Origin of the sequence: Noviluteimonas gilva (assembly GCF_009740395.1) — a bacterium.
GTDB classification, from domain to species: domain Bacteria; phylum Pseudomonadota; class Gammaproteobacteria; order Xanthomonadales; family Xanthomonadaceae; genus Noviluteimonas; species Noviluteimonas gilva.
In genome coordinates this window covers 254,767-275,418 of record NZ_WOXT01000003.1, presented here as the reverse complement: position 1 = coordinate 275,418, position 20,652 = coordinate 254,767, and the positions used below count along the sequence as shown (strand labels likewise).

At 66.6% G+C, this 20,652-nt stretch carries 23 protein-coding genes; 13 read left to right on the top strand and 10 right to left on the bottom strand.

All coding sequences use genetic code 11. The features are described 5' to 3' along the window. Positions 1–39 precede the first annotated feature (39 nt). On the top strand, positions 40–897 hold the full coding sequence (locus GN331_RS12175) for a hypothetical protein (protein WP_156642466.1): 858 nt from the start codon (positions 40–42) through the stop codon (positions 895–897). 7 nt (positions 898–904) lie between these two features. On the opposite strand, the gene GN331_RS12170 is transcribed toward GN331_RS12175, so the two are convergent. From GN331_RS12170 to asnS, 9 genes are read right to left on the bottom strand one after another with little or no spacing between them, the layout of a single operon-like run. After that, positions 905–1,435 (bottom strand): 3-hydroxyanthranilate 3,4-dioxygenase, encoded by a 531-nt coding sequence (locus GN331_RS12170; protein ID WP_156642464.1) that lies wholly within the window; start codon positions 1,433–1,435, stop codon positions 905–907. A 2-nt stretch (positions 1,436–1,437) separates the two neighbouring features. Continuing rightward, positions 1,438–1,872, bottom strand: coding sequence for a RidA family protein (locus tag GN331_RS12165; protein WP_156642462.1), 435 nt, complete (start codon positions 1,870–1,872; stop codon positions 1,438–1,440). Next, positions 1,869–2,534 (bottom strand): carbonate dehydratase, encoded by a 666-nt coding sequence (can, locus tag GN331_RS12160; RefSeq protein ID WP_331713468.1) that lies wholly within the window; start codon positions 2,532–2,534, stop codon positions 1,869–1,871. Before can ends, GN331_RS12165 begins: the two co-directional genes overlap by 4 nt. Continuing rightward, positions 2,531–3,952 carry an aldehyde dehydrogenase gene (locus tag GN331_RS12155; RefSeq protein WP_156642461.1) on the bottom strand — a complete coding sequence of 474 codons (1,422 nt, stop codon included), beginning with the start codon at positions 3,950–3,952 and terminating at the stop codon, positions 2,531–2,533. Before GN331_RS12155 ends, can begins: the two co-directional genes overlap by 4 nt. 10 nt (positions 3,953–3,962) lie before the next feature. Further along, positions 3,963–4,748, bottom strand: coding sequence for an SDR family oxidoreductase (locus GN331_RS12150; RefSeq protein WP_156642458.1), 786 nt, complete (start codon positions 4,746–4,748; stop codon positions 3,963–3,965). Next, a complete protein-coding gene (locus GN331_RS12145; RefSeq protein WP_156642456.1) occupies positions 4,738–5,382 on the bottom strand; it encodes an FMN-binding negative transcriptional regulator in 645 nt (214 codons plus the stop codon). The genes GN331_RS12150 and GN331_RS12145 overlap by 11 nt, the downstream gene beginning before the upstream one ends. A 19-nt stretch (positions 5,383–5,401) precedes the next feature. Further along, positions 5,402–5,728 (bottom strand): hypothetical protein, encoded by a 327-nt coding sequence (locus GN331_RS12140; RefSeq protein WP_156642455.1) that lies wholly within the window; start codon positions 5,726–5,728, stop codon positions 5,402–5,404. After that, positions 5,721–6,026 carry a hypothetical protein gene (locus GN331_RS12135; RefSeq protein ID WP_156642453.1) on the bottom strand — a complete coding sequence of 102 codons (306 nt, stop codon included), beginning with the start codon at positions 6,024–6,026 and terminating at the stop codon, positions 5,721–5,723. The genes GN331_RS12140 and GN331_RS12135 overlap by 8 nt, the downstream gene beginning before the upstream one ends. 9 nt (positions 6,027–6,035) lie before the next feature. Beyond that, positions 6,036–7,436: an asparagine--tRNA ligase gene (gene asnS / locus GN331_RS12130; protein WP_156642451.1), complete on the bottom strand. Its 1,401-nt coding sequence runs from the start codon at positions 7,434–7,436 to the stop codon at positions 6,036–6,038. Between the two features lie 109 nt (positions 7,437–7,545). Here asnS and GN331_RS12125 point away from each other — a divergent pair, with 109 nt between their 5' ends. The 9 genes from GN331_RS12125 (at position 7,546) to GN331_RS16905 (ending at position 14,586) form a co-directional block, all read left to right on the top strand. Beyond that, positions 7,546–7,884: a HesB/IscA family protein gene (locus tag GN331_RS12125; protein ID WP_156642449.1), complete on the top strand. Its 339-nt coding sequence runs from the start codon at positions 7,546–7,548 to the stop codon at positions 7,882–7,884. 257 nt (positions 7,885–8,141) lie between these two features. Further along, positions 8,142–8,561 carry a 30S ribosomal protein S6 gene (rpsF, locus tag GN331_RS12120; RefSeq protein WP_156642447.1) on the top strand — a complete coding sequence of 140 codons (420 nt, stop codon included), beginning with the start codon at positions 8,142–8,144 and terminating at the stop codon, positions 8,559–8,561. An 11-nt stretch (positions 8,562–8,572) separates the two neighbouring features. Beyond that, positions 8,573–8,803 (top strand): 30S ribosomal protein S18, encoded by a 231-nt coding sequence (gene rpsR / locus GN331_RS12115; RefSeq protein WP_036164458.1) that lies wholly within the window; start codon positions 8,573–8,575, stop codon positions 8,801–8,803. A gap of 128 nt (positions 8,804–8,931) precedes the next feature. Next, the gene (rplI, locus tag GN331_RS12110) at positions 8,932–9,384 is read left to right on the top strand and encodes a 50S ribosomal protein L9 (protein WP_156642445.1); all 453 of its coding nucleotides are present in this window, start codon (positions 8,932–8,934) and stop codon (positions 9,382–9,384) included. A gap of 175 nt (positions 9,385–9,559) precedes the next feature. Further along, positions 9,560–10,963, top strand: a complete 1,404-nt coding sequence (locus GN331_RS12105) for a replicative DNA helicase (RefSeq protein ID WP_156642443.1) — start codon at positions 9,560–9,562, stop codon at positions 10,961–10,963. Between the two features lie 47 nt (positions 10,964–11,010). Beyond that, positions 11,011–11,211: a hypothetical protein gene (locus tag GN331_RS12100; RefSeq protein ID WP_156642441.1), complete on the top strand. Its 201-nt coding sequence runs from the start codon at positions 11,011–11,013 to the stop codon at positions 11,209–11,211. A 16-nt stretch (positions 11,212–11,227) separates the two neighbouring features. Further along, complete coding sequence (gene alr / locus GN331_RS12095; RefSeq protein WP_156642439.1) at positions 11,228–12,319, top strand: alanine racemase; 1,092 nt, start codon at positions 11,228–11,230, stop codon at positions 12,317–12,319. Positions 12,320–12,355: 36 nt separating this feature from the next. After that, complete coding sequence (locus tag GN331_RS12090; protein WP_156642437.1) at positions 12,356–13,804, top strand: WS/DGAT/MGAT family O-acyltransferase; 1,449 nt, start codon at positions 12,356–12,358, stop codon at positions 13,802–13,804. 107 nt (positions 13,805–13,911) lie between these two features. Beyond that, positions 13,912–14,586, top strand: coding sequence for a YiaD family glycine zipper/OmpA-like lipoprotein (locus tag GN331_RS16905; protein ID WP_156642435.1), 675 nt, complete (start codon positions 13,912–13,914; stop codon positions 14,584–14,586). Positions 14,587–14,649: 63 nt separating this feature from the next. On the opposite strand, the gene GN331_RS12080 is transcribed toward GN331_RS16905, so the two are convergent. Next, positions 14,650–16,740 (bottom strand): M13 family metallopeptidase, encoded by a 2,091-nt coding sequence (locus GN331_RS12080; protein ID WP_156642432.1) that lies wholly within the window; start codon positions 16,738–16,740, stop codon positions 14,650–14,652. A gap of 202 nt (positions 16,741–16,942) precedes the next feature. On the opposite strand from GN331_RS12080, the gene GN331_RS12075 reads away from it, so the two are divergent. From GN331_RS12075 to GN331_RS12065, 3 genes are all read left to right on the top strand, one after another. Further along, positions 16,943–17,980 (top strand): diguanylate cyclase, encoded by a 1,038-nt coding sequence (locus GN331_RS12075; protein WP_197427115.1) that lies wholly within the window; start codon positions 16,943–16,945, stop codon positions 17,978–17,980. A gap of 23 nt (positions 17,981–18,003) precedes the next feature. Further along, positions 18,004–18,426, top strand: a complete 423-nt coding sequence (locus GN331_RS12070; protein WP_197427114.1) for a DUF2946 family protein — start codon at positions 18,004–18,006, stop codon at positions 18,424–18,426. Between the two features lie 73 nt (positions 18,427–18,499). Then, the gene (locus GN331_RS12065) at positions 18,500–20,572 is read left to right on the top strand and encodes a TonB-dependent receptor family protein (RefSeq protein WP_197427113.1); all 2,073 of its coding nucleotides are present in this window, start codon (positions 18,500–18,502) and stop codon (positions 20,570–20,572) included. The last annotated feature ends 80 nt before the right edge of the window (positions 20,573–20,652 follow it).

Genomic DNA, 20,652 nt, shown 5'->3' with positions numbered 1-20,652 from the left:
GGCCCAATCGGCGGAACAGGGGACTTGGGGGCTTCGACCATGGCAACGCGCATGACCTCGCCGCTCGCCGGCATCCGGTGGCTGCGCGATGCCATCAATCTCGGTGCACGCAATCCGCGCACGCTGGTCCTCGCTGCCGCATTGGTGCTGGTGTGCGGGATCGTGCCGAGCCTGATCACGACGGGCCTGCAGTTCCTGTTCCCCAACAACCAGGCGATGTTCGTCCTCGCGATCGGGCTTTCGGCCTTGATCGGACTGGCCTTGGCGCCGGTGTTCGCAGGCTTCCTGCAGGTGATCCACGCCATCGAAACCGGGCAGCCCACGCATGCGCGCGCGATCTTCGCGCCGTATCACACGGGCGTCTGGAAGCCGGTCATCGGGTTTTCGTTGCTGATGTGGATCGTGTACGCGATCGCCTTCGCGCTCGTGGTGTGGGCCGCGGGCCCCGAGATTCGCCAGATCTACGCCGACCTGCTGGCCGCCTCCGCATCCGGCACGGAGCCGATGCCGATGGAGCCGATGCCGCCCGGGTTCATGCGCGCCTTCGCCGTCGGTGGCGTGTGCGGCCTGTTGATCGGCGGGATCTGGACGATCGGCTACGGGCAGATCGCGATCGCGCGCCGCCCGGTGATTGCATCGTTGATCGACGGGATCGTCGGCACGCTCAAGAATATCCCCGCACTGATCGTGCTGCTGCTCGCCGCGGCGCTGCTGTCCATCGCCCTGGTGATCGTGTTCGTGATCATCGTGACGGTGCTCGGGCTGATCGCGAAGTTCGTCGGCGGCTGGCTTGCGATGGTGCTGCTGGTGCCGCTGTACATCGCGCTCGCGCTCGGCATCTACATCGTGATGTTCGGCCTGGCCTACGCGATGTGGCGCGATATCTGCGCGCGGTGACGCCCGATCAGGTATCGGGCATCACGTATTTGGTCGGCGCGGGATTCAGGTGTCCGCACTGCTTGCAGGTGCGGAATTCGCGCGAGGAATAGAAGCGGTCGAACACGGGCGGGAAGTCCTGCTCGATGTTCTGGAGCTTGAAGAACTCCTCGTACAACTTCGCGTTGCACTGCTCGCAGAACCAGAGAAGGCCGTCGAGTTCGTGCGGCAGGCGCTTGCGTTCGATGACCAGGCCGACGGAGTCGGGCATGCGTTGCGGCGAGTGCGGCACGCGCGGCGGCAGCAGGAAGGTCTGGCCGGCGCGGATCGGAATGTCGCGCACGGCGCCGTTCTCCTGGATGCGCAGCACCATCTCGCCTTCGAGCTGGTAGAACCACTCGGCGCCTTCGTCCCAGTGGTAATCCGTGCGCGCGTTCGGGCCGCCGACGACCATGACGATGAAGTCGCCGTCGTACACGCACTTGTTGCCCACCGGCGGCTTGAGCAGGTGGCGGTGCTCTTCGATCCAGGCCTGCAGGTCGAGCGGTCCGGGCAGCATGTTCAATCCTCCGCGCGCCGCAGCACGGCGACGCACTTGAGTTCGATCGCGATCGGCGTCGGCAGCGCGGTGATGCCGAGCGTCGTGCGGCACGGTGCGGTCGACGGGTCGGCGAAGTGCTCGGCCCAGACCGCGTTGTAAGACTTGAAGTCGCGCGCCATGTCGGTGAGGTACACCGTCACGTCGACCAGGTCTTCCCAGCGTGCGCCGCTTTCGGTAAGCACCGCGCGCACATTGGCGAACACCGCGCGCGCCTGCGCTTCGATGTCGTACTTGCGCAGGCGACCGTCGGCGAAATACTCGTTGCCGGCGATGTCGTTGGTCGCCGGATCGCGCGGGCCGATGCCGGAGAGAAACAGCAAATCGCCGACGCGTCGCGCGTGCGGATACACACCGACGGGCTTGGGTGCGCTCGAGGCCTGGATCGCTTCGCTCATGCCTTTGCCTTCGAAGTCCGGATGCGCGCGATCGCGGCGTCGTACGCGGGTTGCAGTTCGTCGGCGGTCGCCACGCCCAGCCCGAGATCGTTGACGCGGCCATCGAGCAGCGAGTAACACCAGCCGTGGACGCTGAGCGGCTGTCCGCGCGCCCATGCGTCCTGCACGATCGTGGTCTGGCACACGTTGACGACCTGCTCGATGACGTTGAGTTCGCACAGGCGCGCGTGTCGCAGCGCTTCCAGGTCCACTTCCTCCAGCAGCGCAGCGTGTTTGTTGGCGACATCGCCGACATGCCGCAGCCAGTTGTCGGCCAGGCCGATGCGCGCGCCGGTCAGGGCCGCCTGCACGCCGCCGCAACCGTAATGGCCGGTGACCAGGATGTGCTCGACCTTCAGCATGTCCACGGCGAACTGGATGACCGACAGGCAGTTGAGGTCCGCATGCACCACGACGTTGGCGATGTTGCGGTGGACGAAGACTTCGCCCGGATCCAGCCGCATGATCTGGTTCGCCGGCACGCGCGAATCCGAGCAGCCGATCCACAGGTACTTGGGCGACTGTTGGTTCGACAGGCGCTTGAAGAAGCCCGGATCGTCGCGGCGGACCTGTTCGGCCCATTCGCGATTGTTTTTCAGCAGGTCGTCGAGGCGGCGGGTCACAGCGCAATGCCCACGTTGCGGGGTTCGGTGAAGAAACGCATCGCTTCCAATCCTCCCTCGCGGCCCAGGCCGGACTGGCCCATGCCGCCGAACGGCGTGCGCAGGTCGCGCATCAGCCAGGTGTTGATCCACACCATGCCCACGCGCAGGCGCGCGGCGACACGGTGCGCTCGATTGAGATCGCGCGTCCACACGGACGCAGACAGGCCATAGTCGCCCAGGTTGGCGCGGTGCAGGGCTTCTTCGTCGTCTTCGAAGGATTGCAGCGTGGCGACGGGGCCGAAGATTTCGTCGCGATTGGTCGCGCATTCCGGGCCGAGTCCGTCGATCACCGTCGGCGCGACGAACCAACCCGGACGCTGCAACACATCGCCGCCGCAACGCACCTGGCCGCCTTCGCTGCGCGCACGCGCGATGGCGGCGACGACCTTGTCGAAATGGGCCTGCGAGACGAGCGGGCCGAGCTCGGTGTCGGCCTCCATCGGATCGCCGACGCGCAAGGCGAGCACGCGTTCGACGAAGGCATCGCGGAACTCGGCGTAGATGCGGCGCTCCACCAGCAGGCGCGAACCGCACAGGCAGATCTGCCCGCTGTTCTGGAAGGCCGATCGCACGATGGTGTCGAGATGGCGCTCCCAATCGCTGTCGGCGAAAACGAGCGTCGGATTCTTGCCGCCCAATTCCAACGACACTTTCTTGAGCAAGGGCGCGGCGAGCGTCGCGATGCGCTTGCCGACCGCCGTGCTGCCCGTGAACGAGATCGCCTTGGTGCGCGCGTCGAGCACGAGCGGTTCGCCGACATCCGGGCCGAGGCCGTGCACGATGTTGAGCACGCCGTTCGGGAACCCGATTTCCGCCGCGAGTTCGCCGAGCATCGTTGCGGTCTGCGGCGTGATCTCCGACGGTTTGGCGACCACGGTATTGCCCGCCGCGAGCGCGGGCGCGATCTTCCAGGTGAACAGGTAGAGCGGCAGGTTCCAGGGCGAAATCGTGCCGACGATGCCGAGCGGCTGCCGCAGGGTGTAATTCAAACCTGCTTGCCCGTGATGCGACTCGCTCGAGAACTGCGTGGCCGCATGCGCGAAGAAACGCAGGTTGCTGATCGCGCGTGGGATCTCGACTTCGCGTGCAAGGCGCAGCGGTTTGCCGCCGTCGCGCGATTCGGCGCGTGCGAAATCTTCAAGACGCGCTTCGACCGCATCGGCGAGGCGTTCCATCCACCGCGCGCGTTCGCTGTTCGGCAGTTGGGACCACGCGGGCAATGCGCGCTCGGCGGCGGACAACGCCGCTTCCACGTCGCGCGCATCGCCGGCGGCGACCTGCGCGAAGGGCTGCGCGGTGGCGGGATCGAACACGTCGATCCAGCGGCCACTGGCCGCTTCGCGTGCTTGACCGTCGATCCAGTGCATCAGGCGCATGGCGATGAGCTTACAGGGACTTGGTGCGCCCGCCGTCGACCGGCAGGTTCACGCCGTTGATGTATCCCGCGGCCGGCGAGCAGAGGAACGCGATGGCGGCGGCGGTTTCGGACGCCTCGGCGAATCGGCCCGCAGGCACGGTCGCGAGCATGCCCTTGGCGATCGCGTCTTCGGCCTGGCCCGTCGCCTTCGCGCGGTCGCCGAGGATCTGGTCGAGGCGCTGCGTGCGCGTGTAACCGGGCAGTACGTTGTTGACGGTGATGCCGTCGCCGCCGACTTCGGTCGCGAGCGTCTTGGACCAACTGGCCACCGCGCCGCGGATCGTGTTCGACACGCCCAGGCCCGCGATGGGTTCCTTCACCGACGTCGAAATGACATTGACGATGCGCCCGAAGCGCGCGGCGCGCATGCCCGGCAATACAGCTTGCACGAGCGCCTGGTTGGCGAGCAGGTGTTGGCGGAACGCGCGTTCGAAGGCGTCGCTCTCCGCCGAATTCAACTGACCGCCGGGCGGGCCGCCGGTGTTGTTGATGAGAATGTGCACGGCCTTGCCCGCGGCGAGCGCCTGGACCTGCGCGCGCAGGCGATCGGTTTCGAGCACGTCGGCGGAAATCCAGCCGTGCTGCTGGCCGTCCTTGCGCGGCAACTCGTTCGCGATCGTTTCGAGCACGTCGGCGCGGCGCGCGAGCAGGGTGACGTCGGCGCCGAGCAGCGCGAGTTCGCGCGCGGTCGCGCGGCCGATGCCTTCGGAGGCGCCGCACACGAGGGCGTGCTTGCCGGTGAGATCAAGATCCATGTCGGTCTCCCGCGCGCGAGGCGACCAGCGCCTCGTGCATCCATTGGGCGACGCCGCGTGCGTCGTCGGTATCCTGTGCGCCCAGTTGCGCGATCACCGCTTCGCGGTTGGCGTCCGGGTGGTTCTGGTTGAGCTTGAGCTTCATCTCGACGCGTTCGACATGGAGTCGAAAGCCGACGATGCCTCGCAGTTGCGAACGGTGCGTGTCGTCGTCGACGTACCGCCAGTCTTCACCGACCTGCGCTTCGAAATGCGCGCTGAGGTCGGCGACGATCGCGGCGAGATCGTCGGTGTCGGTCAATCGTTCGAGCGTGCCGTGCAGGTGGGCGACGACGTAATTCCAGGTCGGCACGCGCGTTTCGGCGACCTTGTCCGGATACCACGAAGGCGACACGTAAGCATGCGGGCCGTGCACGATCGCCAGCGCGGGGCCGGTGTGCGACGACTGCGGATTCGGTTTCGCCCAGTGGCCGCGCAATGCCAGGCGATCCCCGTCGCGTTCGAGCAGGACGGGCAGGTGGCTGACGCAGGGCGCGCCGTCGACGAAGGTGATCAGCGTGACGAAGGGATCGGCCGCGACCAGCGCGTCGAGCGCGGCAGGGTCGTTCGAAGCGAAGGCGCGGGGGAGGTACATGCTGGTCAGTGCAGTGCGCTCAGTGACGCGGCGGAAGTTGCAGGATCATGCCGGCGCGCAGGGCTTCGTCGGAATCAGCGTGCGGCGGCTTGACTTCGGCGAGGTCGAATCCGCGATCGGCCGCGTCGTCGTAATCCAGGCCTTCGTACTCGACGAACTCGGCGTCCATCAACGCGGCGCGTGCGGTGTCTTCGCTGTCGTAGGCCAGCGTGTTGCCGTCGCTGTCGAAGACTTCGGCCGTGCCCGCTTCGCGCACGCGCAGCCGCGCCCACACGATCGTGCGGCCGAGGGTGGCGAGCCACCAGGAGGTCGGTTCACCGCCGTCGTCGATTGCTTGGTCAGCCATATGCTTCCGCCCAGAGCCACAAGATGCCCGCCATCGCGAGGCCCGCGATGATCAGGATCAGCGAAATGCGTGCCGGCGTGGCCAGCCCGCTCAGCCCGCGATCGCGCGCATCGTAATAACCGCCGCGCAACAACCACGCCAGCGCCGACGGTTTGAGGAACGCGCCCGCACCCAGCAGCGCCGACACCTCGGGATTGCGATCGCGGATATGCACGAGCGCGAGCGGCCAAAAAATCACGAAGGCCGTGGCGCCGGCGATCGCCAGCGCGACGAAGAGCAGGGCAAAGAAAAGAATCATCGATGCGAATCAGAACTCCGCATGGCCGGGCGTGCGCGGATACGGGATCGCGTCGCGGATGTTCGACAGGCCGCAGACGTACACGACCAGGCGCTCGAAGCCCAGGCCGAAGCCCGCGTGCGGCACGGTGCCGTAGCGACGGAAATCGCGATACCACTGGTAATGCGCCGGATCCAGGCCGAACTGCGCGATGCGCGCGTCGAGCACGTCCAGGCGTTCTTCGCGCTGCGAGCCGCCGATGATTTCGCCGATGCCCGGTGCGAGCACGTCCATCGCCGCGACCGTCTTGCCGTCGTCGTTGAGGCGCATGTAGAACGACTTGATGTGCTCGGGGTAGTTCATCACCACGACCGGGCGGCCGACGTGCTGCTCGGTGAGCCAGCGCTCGTGCTCGGTCTGCAGGTCCAGGCCCCATTCGACGGGGAAGTCGAACTTCTGCTTGGACGCCTGCAGCAGCTTGATCGCGTCGGAATACTCGATGCGTTCGAACGGCGCGTTGACGAAGGTTTCCAGCCGCGCGACCGCGCCCTTCTGCACGCGTTCGTCGATGAAGGCCATGTCGTCGGCGCGCTCTGCGAGCACCGCGCGGAACAGATACTTGAGGAAGTCTTCGGCCAGCTGCGCGTCGGCGTTGAGATCGGCGAACGCGATCTCCGGCTCGATCATCCAGAACTCGGCCAGGTGGCGCGTGGTGTTGCTGTTTTCGGCGCGGAAGGTCGGGCCGAAGGTGTAGACCTTGCTCAATGCCAGGCAGAACGCTTCGACGTTGAGCTGGCCGGACACCGTGAGGAAGGTTTCCTTGCCGAAGAAGTCGCGCGAGAAATCCACCGCGCCGCCCGCGTCGCGCGGGAGGTTGGCCATGTCGAGCGTGGAGACGCGGAACATCTGGCCGGCGCCTTCGGCGTCGGAGGTCGTCACGATCGGCGTGTTGACCCAGTAGAAGCCCTGCTCGTGGAAGAAGCGATGCACCGCCTGCGCCAGGCAATGGCGGATGCGCGTGACCGCGCCGAACAGGTTGGTGCGCGGGCGCAGGTGCGCCACGTCGCGCAGGAATTCCAGCGAATGGGGCTTGGGCTGGATCGGATAGGTTTCCGGATCCTCGACCCAGCCGACCACCTCGACATGCGTGGCCTGGATTTCGTAGGACTGGCCCTTGCCCTGCGAGGGCACGAGCGTGCCGCGCGCGAGGACCGCGCAGCCGGCGGAAAGGTGGCGCACTTCGGTTTCGTAATTGGCCAGGGCGTCGGTGGCGACCACCTGGATCGGCGCGAAGCACGAGCCATCGCTGACGTGGACGAAACTGAGGGCGGCCGTCGCGTCGCGCCGGGTGCGTACCCAGCCGCGGACCGTGACTTCGCCGCCGGCGGGCATCTTGCCCGAGAGCGCGTGTTCGACGCTGACCACCGTCATGCCTTGAATCCTCGTAATAGCGAGACCACTTCCTGAACCGACAAGTGTAGCGGCACCGGCGCCGCCGGTCCGCCCCCACTACAATGTCGCCATCCCACTGGAGTTCTGCATGGCCGTCCTTCTCGCCCCCGCCGCCCTCGACCGCATCCGTGGTTACCTGCAAGACGCGCCCGGCGCGCTCGGGCTGCGTTTCGGCGTGAAGAAGACCGGCTGTTCGGGCTGGGGCTACCTCGCCGACATGGCGAAGGAGCAGCGCCCCGGGGACACCGTGTTCGAGCAGGACGGCGTGCGGATCTACGTCGATGCCGAGAGCCTGGACCTGGTCGACGGCACGCAGATCGACTTCGTGAAGCAGGGCCTCAACGAGCAGTTCGTGTTCCGCAACCCCAACGTGACGGCCGAATGCGGCTGCGGGGAAAGCTTCACGACCCGCGCTGACGCGGCCTAGCCGCGCACAGCGCCCCAAAGTTTGCTGCGCAAACTTCGGGCCCCGGGGCAGGCTTCCAATTCCCCGCGCTGCCGCGCGCCCCCTTTACTAAAGGGGGCTCTTCCACCAGATGGTTGTGCCAAGCCATTGATTGGCCCATAATTTCGCGCCCCGCAGCCAGCTCTGCGGGTTTCTTGCTCCACCGGGTGGCTGTATCGCTGCAATCCCCGGGGGGCTGTCCGGTCCGCATCGACGGGCCACATCCACAAGGAACCACCATGCGTCATTACGAAGTCGTGTTCCTGGTCCATCCGGACCAGAGCGAGCAGGTGCCCGCCATGATCGAGCGCTACAAGTCGCTCATCGAAAACGGCAAGGGCACCATCCACCGCCTGGAAGACTGGGGCCGCCGCCAGCTGGCGTACCCGATCGCGAACCTGGTCAAGGCGCACTACGTGCTGCTGAACATCGAAGCCGACCAGCTCGTGCTCAACGAACTCGTCGACACCTTCCGCTTCAACGACGCCGTGCTCCGCCACCTCGTCATGAAGCGCGACGATGCGGTCACCGAGCAGTCGCTGATCATGAAGAACAAGGACGAGAAGGGCGACAAGCCCGAGCGTGGCGAACGTCGCCGCCGCGATGACGACGGTGCCGTGGGTGCCGCCGACAACGACGACGCCGCCGAAGCCGCCTAAGGAGCACACCCATGTCCAAGTTCTTCCGCCGCCGCAAGTTCTGCAAGTTCACCGCCGAGGGTGTCAAGGAGATCGATTACAAGGATCTCAACACGCTCCGCCAGTACCTCACCGAGACGGGCAAGATCGTGCCGAGCCGCATCACGGGCACGAAGTCGAAGTACCAGCGCCAGCTGCAGTCGGCAGTGAAGCGCGCGCGTTTCCTCGCGCTCATCCCGTACACGGATAACCACAACGCGTAATTCGTTACGCGGGTCCCTCCGCAAAAGCCTGCACATCCATGTGCAGACTTCTCACTAAAACGTCCATTCGGACAGCAAACAGTTGCGGCGCGCCACGTGCGCGCCGCTAACGAATCGGAGCAAATGAAATGGATCTGATCCTCCTGCAGAAAGTGACCAACCTCGGTGGCCTCGGCGACAAGGTCAAGGTCAAGCCGGGTTACGGCCGCAACTTCCTCGTGCCGCAGGGCAAGGCCGTGCCGGCCACCGCCGCCAACGTCGCCGAGTTCGAAGCCAAGCGCGCCGAGTACGAAGCCAAGGCCAAGGCCTCGCTCGATGGCGCCGAAGGCCGCAAGGCGCGCCTGGAAGGCACCTCGGTCACCATCGCCGCGAATGCGTCGACGGAAGGCAAGCTCTACGGTTCGGTCGGCCCGCGCGACATCGCCGACGCCCTGACCGCCGCCGGTACGCCGGTGGAGAAGTCGGAAGTGGTGATGGGCGAAGGCCCGCTGCGCAACATCGGCGAATACGACGTCCTCGTGCACCTGCACGCCGACATCGAGACGACCGTCAAGGTCATCGTGGTTCCCGAAGCCGCGTAATCCAGCTTCAAGTTGTGTCGAACGGGCGCCCTCGCGGCGCCCGTTTTTTTTGCGTCGCTTCCTGTGAGATTCCGATGCGGTGCGATGTGCACCGGTTATCCACAGAGTTGTCTGCAACGGTCGCAGGTCATTGGCGACTAGGATCGCCCGTCAGGGCAGGGGAGATGGAAGACCGATGAGCGTGCGCCAAGGGAACGCCGCGTTTGCAACGCGCAACGACCACCGAGTCGAGCAATTGCGCGTGCCACCGCAATCGGTGGAAGCCGAACAGGCCGTCCTCGGCGGATTGATGCTGGCGCCCGACGCGTACGACCGCGTCGCCGACATGCTCGTCGAGCCGGACTTCTATCGCCGCGACCACCAGTTGATCTGGCGCGCGATCCGCGAACTGGCCGAACGCAACAAGCCCTACGACGCGGTGACGCTCGGCGAATGGTTCGAGTCGATGGGCCTGTCCGAACAGGTCGCCGGCGGCTCGTACCTGATCGAACTCGCCAGCACCACGCCGTCGGCCGCCAACATCAAGGCCTACGCCGAGATCGTGCGCGACAAGGCGGTGCTGCGTCAGCTGATCGACGTCGGCACCGAGATCGTCAACGACGGCTTCATGCCCGAAGGCCGCGACAGCGCCGAGCTGCTGGCCAAGGCCGAGCAGGACGTGTTCGCGATCGCCGAAGCCGGCGCGCGTGGCCGCACCGACTTCACCCCGGTCAACAAGGCGTTGTCCGAAGCCTTCGACGTCCTGCAGAAGCGCTACGAATCCGGCGGCAGCATCACCGGCCTGCCCACCGGCTACACCGAATTCGACGAGATGACCGCCGGCCTGCAGCCGACGGACCTGCTGATCCTGGCCGCGCGCCCGGCGATGGGCAAGACCACGCTCGCGCTCAACATGGCCGAATACGCGGCGATGAAGACGAAGAAGGCCGTCGCGGTCTTCTCGATGGAAATGTCGGCCTCGCAACTCGCGCTGCGCCTGATTTCCTCGACCGGCCGCGTCAACGCCACGCGCCTGCGCACCGGCCAGCTGGAAGACGAGGACTGGAGCCGCGTGACCAGCGCGATCCGCCTGTTGCGCGAAGCGAAGATCTTCATCGACGACACGCCCGCGCTCTCGCCCGACATCCTGCGCGCCAAGGCCCGCCGCCTGAAGCGCGAGCACGACCTGGGCCTGATCGTCATCGACTACCTGCAGCTGATGGCCGTGCCCGGCAACAGCGAGAACCGCGCGACGGAAATCTCGGAGATCTCGCGCTCGCTCAAGGGCCTGGCGAAGGAACTCAACGTCCCGGTGATCGCGCTCTCGCAGCTCAACCGCTCGCTGGAAACGCGTACCGACAAGCGCCCGGTAATGGCCGACCTTCGCGAATCGGGCGCCATCGAGCAGGACGCCGACGTGATCGTCTTCATCTACCGCGACGATTACTACAACAAGGAAAACTCGCCGGACAAGGGCCTGGCCGAAGTGATCATCGGCAAGCAGCGTAACGGCCCGACCGGTTCGATCAAGCTGAAGTTCTTCGGCGAATACACGCGTTTCGACAACCTGTCCCACGACTCGGTGGGCAGCTTCGAGTGATGTGAGTTCCAGCGATTCCCTTCACCCCCAAGGGAGGATCGGCAGCGATGGCGTACGTGTACACGGTGGAGTTCCGGCAGTGCCGGAACGATGACCCGGAGGCCTCCACGCAGGGCATCCGGAAACACATCCTCGCCGAGGATCGCTACGAGGCCGTGGCGCTCGCCCGCCAGCTGATGCGCGTGCAGGATCCCTGCATCGATGCCGAACGCATCGATCTGTTCAAGGTGGTCCGCCGGCCGTCGTGACCCTTAGACTTGTCGCATGGCACGACCGACCTCCGCGACGATCCACACCGACGCCCTCCGCCACAACCTCTCGCAGGTTCGCGCCCGCGCGCCCCGCAGCCGCGTCATGGCGGTGGTCAAGGCCGACGGTTACGGCCACGGCCTGGAACGCGTTGCGCGCGCCCTGCAGGGCGCGGATGCCTTCGGCGTCGCGGCACTGAGCGATGCCGAGCGGCTGCGCGCGGCGGGCCTCTCGCAACCGATCGTGTTGTTGTCGGGCTTCGATGCGGCCGACGATCTTCCGCAACTGCGTCGCCTCAACGTCGAAACCGTCGTGCACCACGCCACGCAACTGGCGATGCTCGAACAGGCGCCCGACGGCGATCCGATCCGGTGCTGGCTCAAGGTCGACAGCGGCATGCATCGCCTGGGCTTCGCGCCCGAAGCCGTGCGCGATGCGTATGCACGCATGCAGGCGATGCCCGCGGTCGCCGACGGCATCGTGCTGATGAACCACTTCGCGAGTTCCGACGAGTTTCCCGATGCCACCGGCGACGGCGCGCAGACGAAGGCGCAGATGCGCGTGTTCGACGACGCGACCGCGGGCCTGGCCGGCGAACGTTCGCTCGCCAACTCCGCAGCCGTGCTCGGTTGGCCCGATGCGCACGCCGACTGGGTGCGGCCGGGCGGTGCGTTGTACGGCATCTCCGTCGTCGACGGCACGACCGGCGCGGATTTCGATCTGCGCCCGGCGATGACGCTCGGCACGCGGCTGATCGCGGTCAATCGCGTGCGCAAGGGCGAACGCATCGGCTACTCGGCCACCTGGACCTGCCCCGAAGACATGCCCATCGGCGTGGCCGCCATCGGTTACGGCGACGGCTATCCGCGCCACACGCCGTCGGGCACGCACGTGCTGCTCGACGGCCGCCCGGCGCCCATCGTCGGCCGCGTGTCGATGGACCTGATGACGCTCGACCTGCGCGGCCACCCCGACGCGAAGCCGGGCGATCCGGTCGTGCTGTGGGGCGATGGCCTGCCCGTGGAAACCATCGCCGCGGCCGCGGACACCATCGGCTACGAACTGGTCTGCTCGATCACGCGCCGCGTGCGCTTCGTCGAGGCCTGAGGCAAACTCCGGGGCAATCCCGGAGAGGAATGCCGCATGGCCACGAAGGCCCGCCGCAAGCGCGCAACGCGCGAACCGATGTCGCGCGTGGACACCGCGTGGCTGCGCATGGAACGCGGCACCAACCCGATGATGATCACCGGCGTGCTGATGTTCGCCGAGCCGATGTCGCTCAAGGCGCTGAAGCAGGTGGTCAAGACGCGCTTCCTGGATTACGCGCGCTTCCGCCAGAAACCCGTCGACACGCCCGCGGGCGCCTACTGGCAGGACGACGAACACTTCGACCTGGACTGGCACGTGCAACTGTCCGCGCTGCCCGGCAAGGGCGGCAAGCGCGCACTGGAGCGTTACGTCAGCCAACTTGCGTCGAGCCCGCTCGATGCGAGCCGTCCGCTGTGGCAATTCCATCTCGTCGAATCCTACGATGGCGGTTCCGCGCTCGTTGCACGCATCCACCACAGTTACGCCGACGGCATGGCGCTCGTGCAGGTCCTGCTCTCGCTCACCGACACCTCACCCACGCCAATGAAGGGCAGCGATCTGGACAAGGCCTGGCTGAAAGAGCAGGGCGTGCCGGTCGCGCGTCGCGTCGGCGCGGCGCAACGCGCGATGAAACTCGGCGGCAAGATGCTCGGGCAGGGCATGGCGATCTATCGCGATCCTTCGCTCGGTGCGTTGCTCGCGAAGGAAGGCAGCGAGATCGCGCGTGAACTGTTGCAAGCGCTCGCCTTGCCCGACGATCCGCCGTCGTTGTTGCGTGGCGACCTGGGCACCACCAAGCGCGTCGCCTGGGCCGAGCCGCTGGACCTCGACGACGTCAAGGCCGTGGGCCGCGCCACCGGCTTCACCGTCAACGACGTGCTGATGGCCGCGGCCGCTGGCGCATTGCGCAGTTACCTGCTCGAACGCGGCGCCGACATCGACGGCATCACCCTGCGCGCGACCGTGCCGGTCAACCTGCGTCCGCTGGAACACGCGAAGAAACTCGGCAACCACTTCGGCCTGGTGTTCCTCGATTTGCCCGTGGGCGAAGCGAATCCGATGCGTCGCCTGGAATACGTCGGCGAATGCATGCACCAGTTGAAGGCTTCGCGGCAGGCGATCGTCGCGTTCGGGTTGCTCGCCGCGCTCGGCATCGCGCCGCCGGCGGTGCAGTCGCTCGCACTGGAGTTGTTGAGCCGGAAGGCGACGACGGTCGCGACCAACGTGCCCGGTCCGCAACAACCGCTGTATTTCGCCGGTTGCACGGTGCGCGAGATGATGTTCTGGGTGCCGCAAAGCGGTTCGATCGGCGTCGGCATCTCGATCCTGAGTTACAACGGTCGCGTGCATTTCGGCTTGATCGCGGACGCGAAGTTGATCCCCGATCCGGATGCGGTGATTCGCCGATTCGGCCCGGAGTTCGACAAGTTGTTGTACCTGGCGCTCATGGGCGATTGGGATCGCGAGCTGGATTCGGTCGCCGCCGAAGCGTTGATGGCCTGACTGTTTCTTGAACGCGCAACGGGCCCGATCACCCGTTGCGCACACGGCTCTGCTTAGCTTGGCGCCCGTATTCAGCGGACCCCCGCAAGCTAAGGAGCAGCTTCCCCATGAAGATTTCCATGATCGCCGGTTTCGTTGCCGCAGGCCTCGCGCTGACCGCTTCCGGTTGCGCCACGTATACCGGCCAGACGAATGCACCCGACGATCCGAACCGCACGCAGCGTGGCGCATTGATCGGTGCCGCGATCGGCGTGGCCGCGGGTCTTTTGACCGGCGACGATGCGGTCGAACGTCGCCAGCACGCGATGGTCGGCGCGGGCGTCGGTGCGCTCGCCGGTGGTGCGGTGGGCGCCTACCAGGACAAGCAGGAAGCCGCGCTGCGCCGCGACATGGCCGGCACCGGCGTGGACGTCGTGCGCCAGGGCGACAACATCACGCTCAACATGCCCAGCGGCATCACCTTCGACTTCAACAGCTCGACGTTGAAGCCCGAATTCGGTGGCGTGCTGGACAAGGTGTCGCAGACGCTGACGCAGTACAACAAGACCGTCGTCGAAGTCGCCGGCCATACCGACAGCGTCGGCACCGACCAGTACAACCAGGCGCTCTCCGAGCGTCGCGCGAATTCGGTCGCCGGTTACCTCGGTTCGCATGGCGTGATGCAGCAGCGCATGATCGTCGTCGGTGCGGGCGAGTCGCGCCCGGTCGCCAGCAACGACACCGAGTCGGGCCGCGCGCAGAACCGCCGCGTGGAAATCACGCTGGTCCCGGTCGAGGGTTGATTGGCAACGCTGCAACGAAAAGGGCCGCCCGAAGGCGGCCCTTTTTTTGTCCGTGAAACGCGATCAGTAAACCTGGACGCGCTTGTCCGGCGTCAGGTACAGCTTGCCGTCCTTGACGTCGAAGGCCTGGTACCACGGATCCAGGTTGCGCACCGTCAGCGCGCGATAACGCGCCGGCGAATGGCCATCGCCGATGATCTGGTTGCGCAGGGCCGCATCGCGCTGCTTGGCTCGCCACGCTTGCGCAAAGGCGATGAAGAAGCGCTGGTCGCCCGTCAAACCATCGATCACCGGCGCTTCCTTGCCGTTGAGCGACTTGCGATACGCCGCGTGCGCAGCGCTCAGGCCCGCGACGTCGGCGATGTTCTCGCCGAGCACCTGGTTGCCGTTGAGATGCACGCCCGGCAGCGGTTCGTACGCGTCGTACTGCGCGGCGAGGGCGGTGGCGGCCTTCTTGAAGTGGTCCATGTCTTCCTTGGTCCACCAATTGCGCAGCGTGCCGTCGGCGTCGAACTCCGCGCCCATGTTGTCGAAGCTGTGGCTGATCTCGTGGCCGATCACCGCGCCGATCGCACCGTAGTTGGCCGCCGGGTCGGCCTTCGGGTCGAAGAACGGCGCTTCGAGGATGGCGGCCGGGAAGTTCAGCGCGTTCTGCAGCGGCAGGTTCACCGCGTTGACCGTCTGCGGCGTCATCCACCATTCGCGGCGATCCAGCGGCTTGCCGAGCTTGGCGAGCTGGTGCTGGTATTCGAACTTCTCCGCGCGCAGGTAATTGCCCAGCGCGTCATCCGGCTTGATCTCCAGCGAGCTGAAGTCGCGCCAGGTTTCCGGATAGCCGACGGCCACCTGCATTTCCTTGACCTTGGTGCGCGCCTTTTCCTTCGTCGCGGGCGCCATCCATTCCAGCTTGGTCAGGCGATCGTCGAAGGCGGCGACGATGTTCTTCACCATGTCCTCGACCTGCGCCTTGGACGAAGCGGGGAAGTACTGCTTGACGTAGATCTCGCCGACGGCGTCGCCGAGCGCGTTGCTCGTCGAACCGATGCCGCGCTTCCAGCGATCGGTCTGCTGCGTCGTGCCCGACAGTTCGCGACCGTAGAAGTCGAACGCGGCGTCCGCGTAGGCCTTCGGCAGCAGGCCGGCGCCGTGGTTGATGCTGTGGAAGCGCAGGTAATCCTTCCAGGTCTGCAGCGGTTCGCTGGCGACCAACGCCGAAAGTTTGGTGATCGCACCGGGCTGCCAGGCGAGCACGATCGGCTGGCCCGTCAGACCGGCGCCGTCGAAGAACGCCGTCCAGTCGATGCCCGGCGCGCGCTTGGCGTAGTCGGCCATCGGCCAGGGATTGTTGGACTTGTGCACGTCGCCGCTTTCCACGACGTCGGCGTGCGCGTTGGCGATCTTGGTTTCCAGATCGAAGATGGCCTTCGCCTTGGCCTTCGCATCCGGCGTGCCCGACGCGGTGAGGATCTTTTCGATGTACGCCAGATAGGCGTCGCGCTTGGGCTGGAGGTCCTTCGACAGATAGAACTCGCGGTTCGGCATGCCCAGGCCACCCTGCATCAGGTAGGGCACCTGCGTGCCGGCCTTGTCGAGCGGCTGGGAAACGAACACGCCGAACAGATGTTCGGTGTCGAAGTTGGTCGAGTTGAGTGGATCGGTGTCGGCGCGTACCTGGCTGCCGAGCGCGCGCGAGAGCGCCGTCTTGTCGGCGATGGCGTCGATGGCCTTCAGGTCGCCTTCGATGGCCTGCAAGCCGCGCTTCTCGATCGCGGCTTCGTCCATGTACGCGGCGTAGTAGTCGGCGATCTTGCGTTCGTCCGTGCCCGCGGCGGGGTTGCCCTTGCCGGCGGTCTGGATCAAATCGCGCGTGCGCTTTTCGGAGAGCTCGTACACGTAGAAGCCGGTGCCGATGCTCGCGCGGTCGGCGGGGATCTGCGTCTTCTTGCGCCATGCCCCGTTGGCGTATTCCTCGAAGTCGTCGCCCGGCTTCACCGACTTGTCGATGCCGGCGAGGTCGATGCCGATCGTGGGCGCCGCGTTGGCTGCGGTGGTGCTCGCGGATGCAGGGGGCGTGGCCGCCTTGTCGGCCGGCGACTGCGCGTTGCAGCCGACGATCAGGGCGGTGGTCAGGATCCAGCCGATGCGGTGCTGCATGGGGCGGGGCTCTCCGGGTCGAAGGGGCGTCATCATGGCCCCGGAAGGCCGCACGCGCGCATGGACCGAAGGTCATGGGGCAAGCAAAAGCCTGAATACGGATCAGGTGAACCGAAGGCCGGCCTCACGGGAATGAACGTCACCTGACCTTTGCAGTAAGCCACTTACGCTGCGATACCGCCCACAGCCCCTTCCCCCGAACGTGGACGAACCGCAGCACCCGCCGCAGGATGCGGCCGACGCGCGCTTGGAGCGCGAACTGAAGACGTGCCGCCAGCAACGCCGGTTCGCGGTCGCGGCGTTGCGCGCGATTTCCGACGCGGTGGTGATCATCGACCTGGAAGGGAAGATCACATTGCTGAATCCCGTCGCCGCGCATCTCACCGGCTGGACCGAACCCGAATCGCTCGATCGGCCGCTGGGCGATGTGGTGCGATTCGTGGATGAGCACGGCAACGGCATGGATCCACTGTCGCCGGAATCGGATTGGCACTTCACGATGCTGCGCCGGCGCGACGGACACGTGGTGCTCGTCGACGGCAACGTCTCGCCCATCGTCGACGAACAACGCCGCGTGCTCGGATCGGTGGTGACTTTCCGCAACGTCACCGCGGCCAAGCGCCTCACCGACGAACTCCAGCACCAGGCCCACCACGATCCGCTGACCGGCCTGCCGAACCGCCGCGCATTCGAATCGCGCCTGCGTCGCGCCGTGCAGAGCGCGAAGGATCACAACTCGCGCCACGCGCTGTTGTACTTCGACCTGGATCACTTCAAGCCCGTGAACGACACCGCCGGCCACGCCGCGGGCGATGAATTGCTGCGCCAGCTCGCCAAGCTGCTGCGCAGCCAGTTGCGCGAAGGCGATGCGCTCGCGCGCCTGGGCGGCGACGAGTTCGCGATCCTGCTGGAAGATGCAGCGGTCGAACAGGCCAGCTATGTCGCCGAAAAAGTGCGGCGCGCGATCGCCGCGTATCCGTTCGAATGGCAGGGCGAAGTGTTCCGCATCGGCGCGAGCATCGGGCAACTCGAATTCGCCGACGGGAAGTTGAGCGCGTACGAATTGCTCTATCGCGCCGACGAGATGTGCTATCTGGCCAAGTCGCGCGGACGCGATCGCGTCGTGGCCTTCTCGCGCGAACGCAATCGCGGGCAGCAAGAGCCCGTGCCCAAGAGCGTGGCCGCGCTGCGCAGCAATCGCCAGCGCATCCGCCGCCCGCGATCTCCCGCGCATCCCTGAGGGCCGGTAGAATGCGCGCCCGAATGCGTGCACCTCCCTTCCAACGCCTGATGCACCGCCTCGCGCTGGCGGCGACGTTCGCGTTGTTGCTCGTGCCGTCCATCGGACGCATGGCGCAGGCGGGGCAGGGCGAGGCACTGCGCGACGCCTTGGGAGCGATGTGCACGGCCGCGGGGCTCGTCTACGAAACGACGCCGACCGCGCAGGGGCACCACCAAGGCCACCATGATCACGGTGCTCCGGCGATCCCGGGTGCGCCGCACCACGGCAATGGCGATTGCGACTACTGCCCGCTGCTGCAATCGATGGTGGTGGCGAAGGCGCCTGCGCTGGTGGGCATCGCCACGCTCGCGCCGGTGGCGCCCGCGACCGTCGATGCGACGGCGCCGCCGCGGTTCCGCCATCCCAACGGCCTGGGTTCCCGCGGGCCGCCCGCGACTTCCTGACGTAACGACACCCCCGATCGCGCGTCCGCCATTGGCGGGATGCGCCGTTCATGCTCGTCAGGAGAGCACCCCGATGTCACCTTCGTACCCCGCGCGACGCGCGGCGCCTTGCTGCGCCGCGCTCGCGTCCACCTTCCTGCTCGCGTGCGCACCGGCGCACGCGGGCGAACCGCTCGTGCCGCAAACCAAGCCCGAACAACTCGACACCGTCACCGTGCTCGGCACGCGCCCGATCCGCACCGTCGACGATCTGTCCAACGCACGCCGCAAGGCCAACGAACGCACCGGCGGCACCGCGGTGGTCGATGGCGAGTCGTATCGCGACCGTCGTGCCGGCACGCTGGTCGACGCGCTCGGCTTCGCGCCCGGCGTGTTCGTGCAACCGCGCTTCGGTGCGGACGAAGCACGTGTCTCGATCCGTGGCTCCGGCCTGCAGCGCACCTTCCACGGCCGCGGCCTGGTCGTGCTGCAGGACGGTACGCCGATCAATCTCGCCGACGGCAGCTTCGACATGCAGGCGATCGAACCGCTCGCCGCGCGCTACATCACCGTGTATCGCGGGGCGAACGCGCTCGAGTACGGCGCGGCGACGCTGGGCGGCGCGATCGATTTCGTTTCGCCGACCGGCTACGACGCGCCGATGTTCACCGCACGTGCGGAAGGCGGCGCGTTCGACTTCCGTCGCGCGCAGTTGGCCGCGGCAGGCGTTTCCGGACGGGCCGATGGTTATGCAACGCTGACCGGCACCTCGCAGGACGGTTATCGCGAACACGCGGTGCAGGAGACGTACCGCTTCTTCGGCAACGCAGGCTTCCGTTTCAACGACACGCTCGACGGACGGCTGTATTTCACGAAGGTCGATACGCGCTCGGCGTTGCCGGGGAATCTGACGTTCGCCGAATTCGAACGCGATCCCACCCGTGCCGCGCCCGCCAACATCGCAATGGACCAGCGGCGCGACTTCGTGCTCGAACGCCTCGCCGGTCGCCTGGCGTGGGCGCCGAATGCGGACGATCAGGTCGCCTTGTCGCTCTCCATCGCCGACAAGCGCCTGCATCATCCGATCTTCCAGGTGCTCGAACAGGAGTCGCGCGACGTGGGCGTCGACCTGCGCTGGCGGCATGCGTCGGAGTGGGGCGGGCACGCGGCGACGCTGATCGCCGGCGTTCGCACGACCAACGGTTCGCTGCACGACGAACGTTTCGTCAACGTCTTCGGAAATCCCGGCGCGCCGACCAACGTGTTCGACCAGCATGCGCGCGAGAGCGTGGCCTACCTGGAGCAACAGGTCGCGTTGGATGCGCGGTGGACCGTATCGCTTGGTGCACAAGGCCTGCATGCGGTGCGTCGCTCGGACGACAAGTTGATCACCAACGGGCGCGATGAGAGTTTCGAAAAGACCTACTCCGGCGTCAGCCCGAAGCTCGGCGTGCGCGCGGCCCTGGGCGAGCATGCGCAGGTGTTCGCGAACGTCAGCCGCAGCCTGGAGCCGCCGAGTTTCGGCGAACTCACCGGCGGGCCGGGTGTCACGCAGGTCGACATGCAGGAAGCGACGACCGTCGAAGTCGGCACGCGCCTGCAGCATGCGCAGGGTTGGTTGGACGTCGCGCTGTACCACGCACGCGTCGACGACGAACTGCTCGCACTCAACGATGCCAACGGCAATCCGCTGGGCACGACCAATGCCGATCGCACCGTGCACCAGGGCATCGAACTGGGCGGTGCGTGGGACTGGACGTCGCAATGGCGCACGAGCCTGCAATACCTGTTCAACGACTTCCGTTTCGACGGCGATGCCGTCTACGGCGACAACGCACTCGCCGGCGTGCCGCACCAGCAATTGCGTGCGGAAGTGCGGTGGTCGCCGGTCGCGCGCTTCCACGTCGTGCCAGGGTTGGAATGGAACGATGCGACCTGGATCGACCACGCCAACACGCTGCGCGCGAAAGGCGCGACAGTCTGGAACCTGCGCGTCGGCGGCGAACTCGGTGCGCGATGGACCTGGTTCGCGGACCTGCGCAACGTGTTCGACAAGCGCTGGATCGCGAGCACGAACGTGGTCGCGAATGCGGGTGGCATCGATGGTCGCCACGTGTTGCCGGGCGATGGGCGGGGGTTGTACGCGGGCGTCGAACTGCGGCTCTGACGTCCGCCCGCGGGATCGGTCATGCGCGGAAGTGGGAGATGATCCTCTTCCGTTGCATGGCGATCCGTGCGTAACGTCGG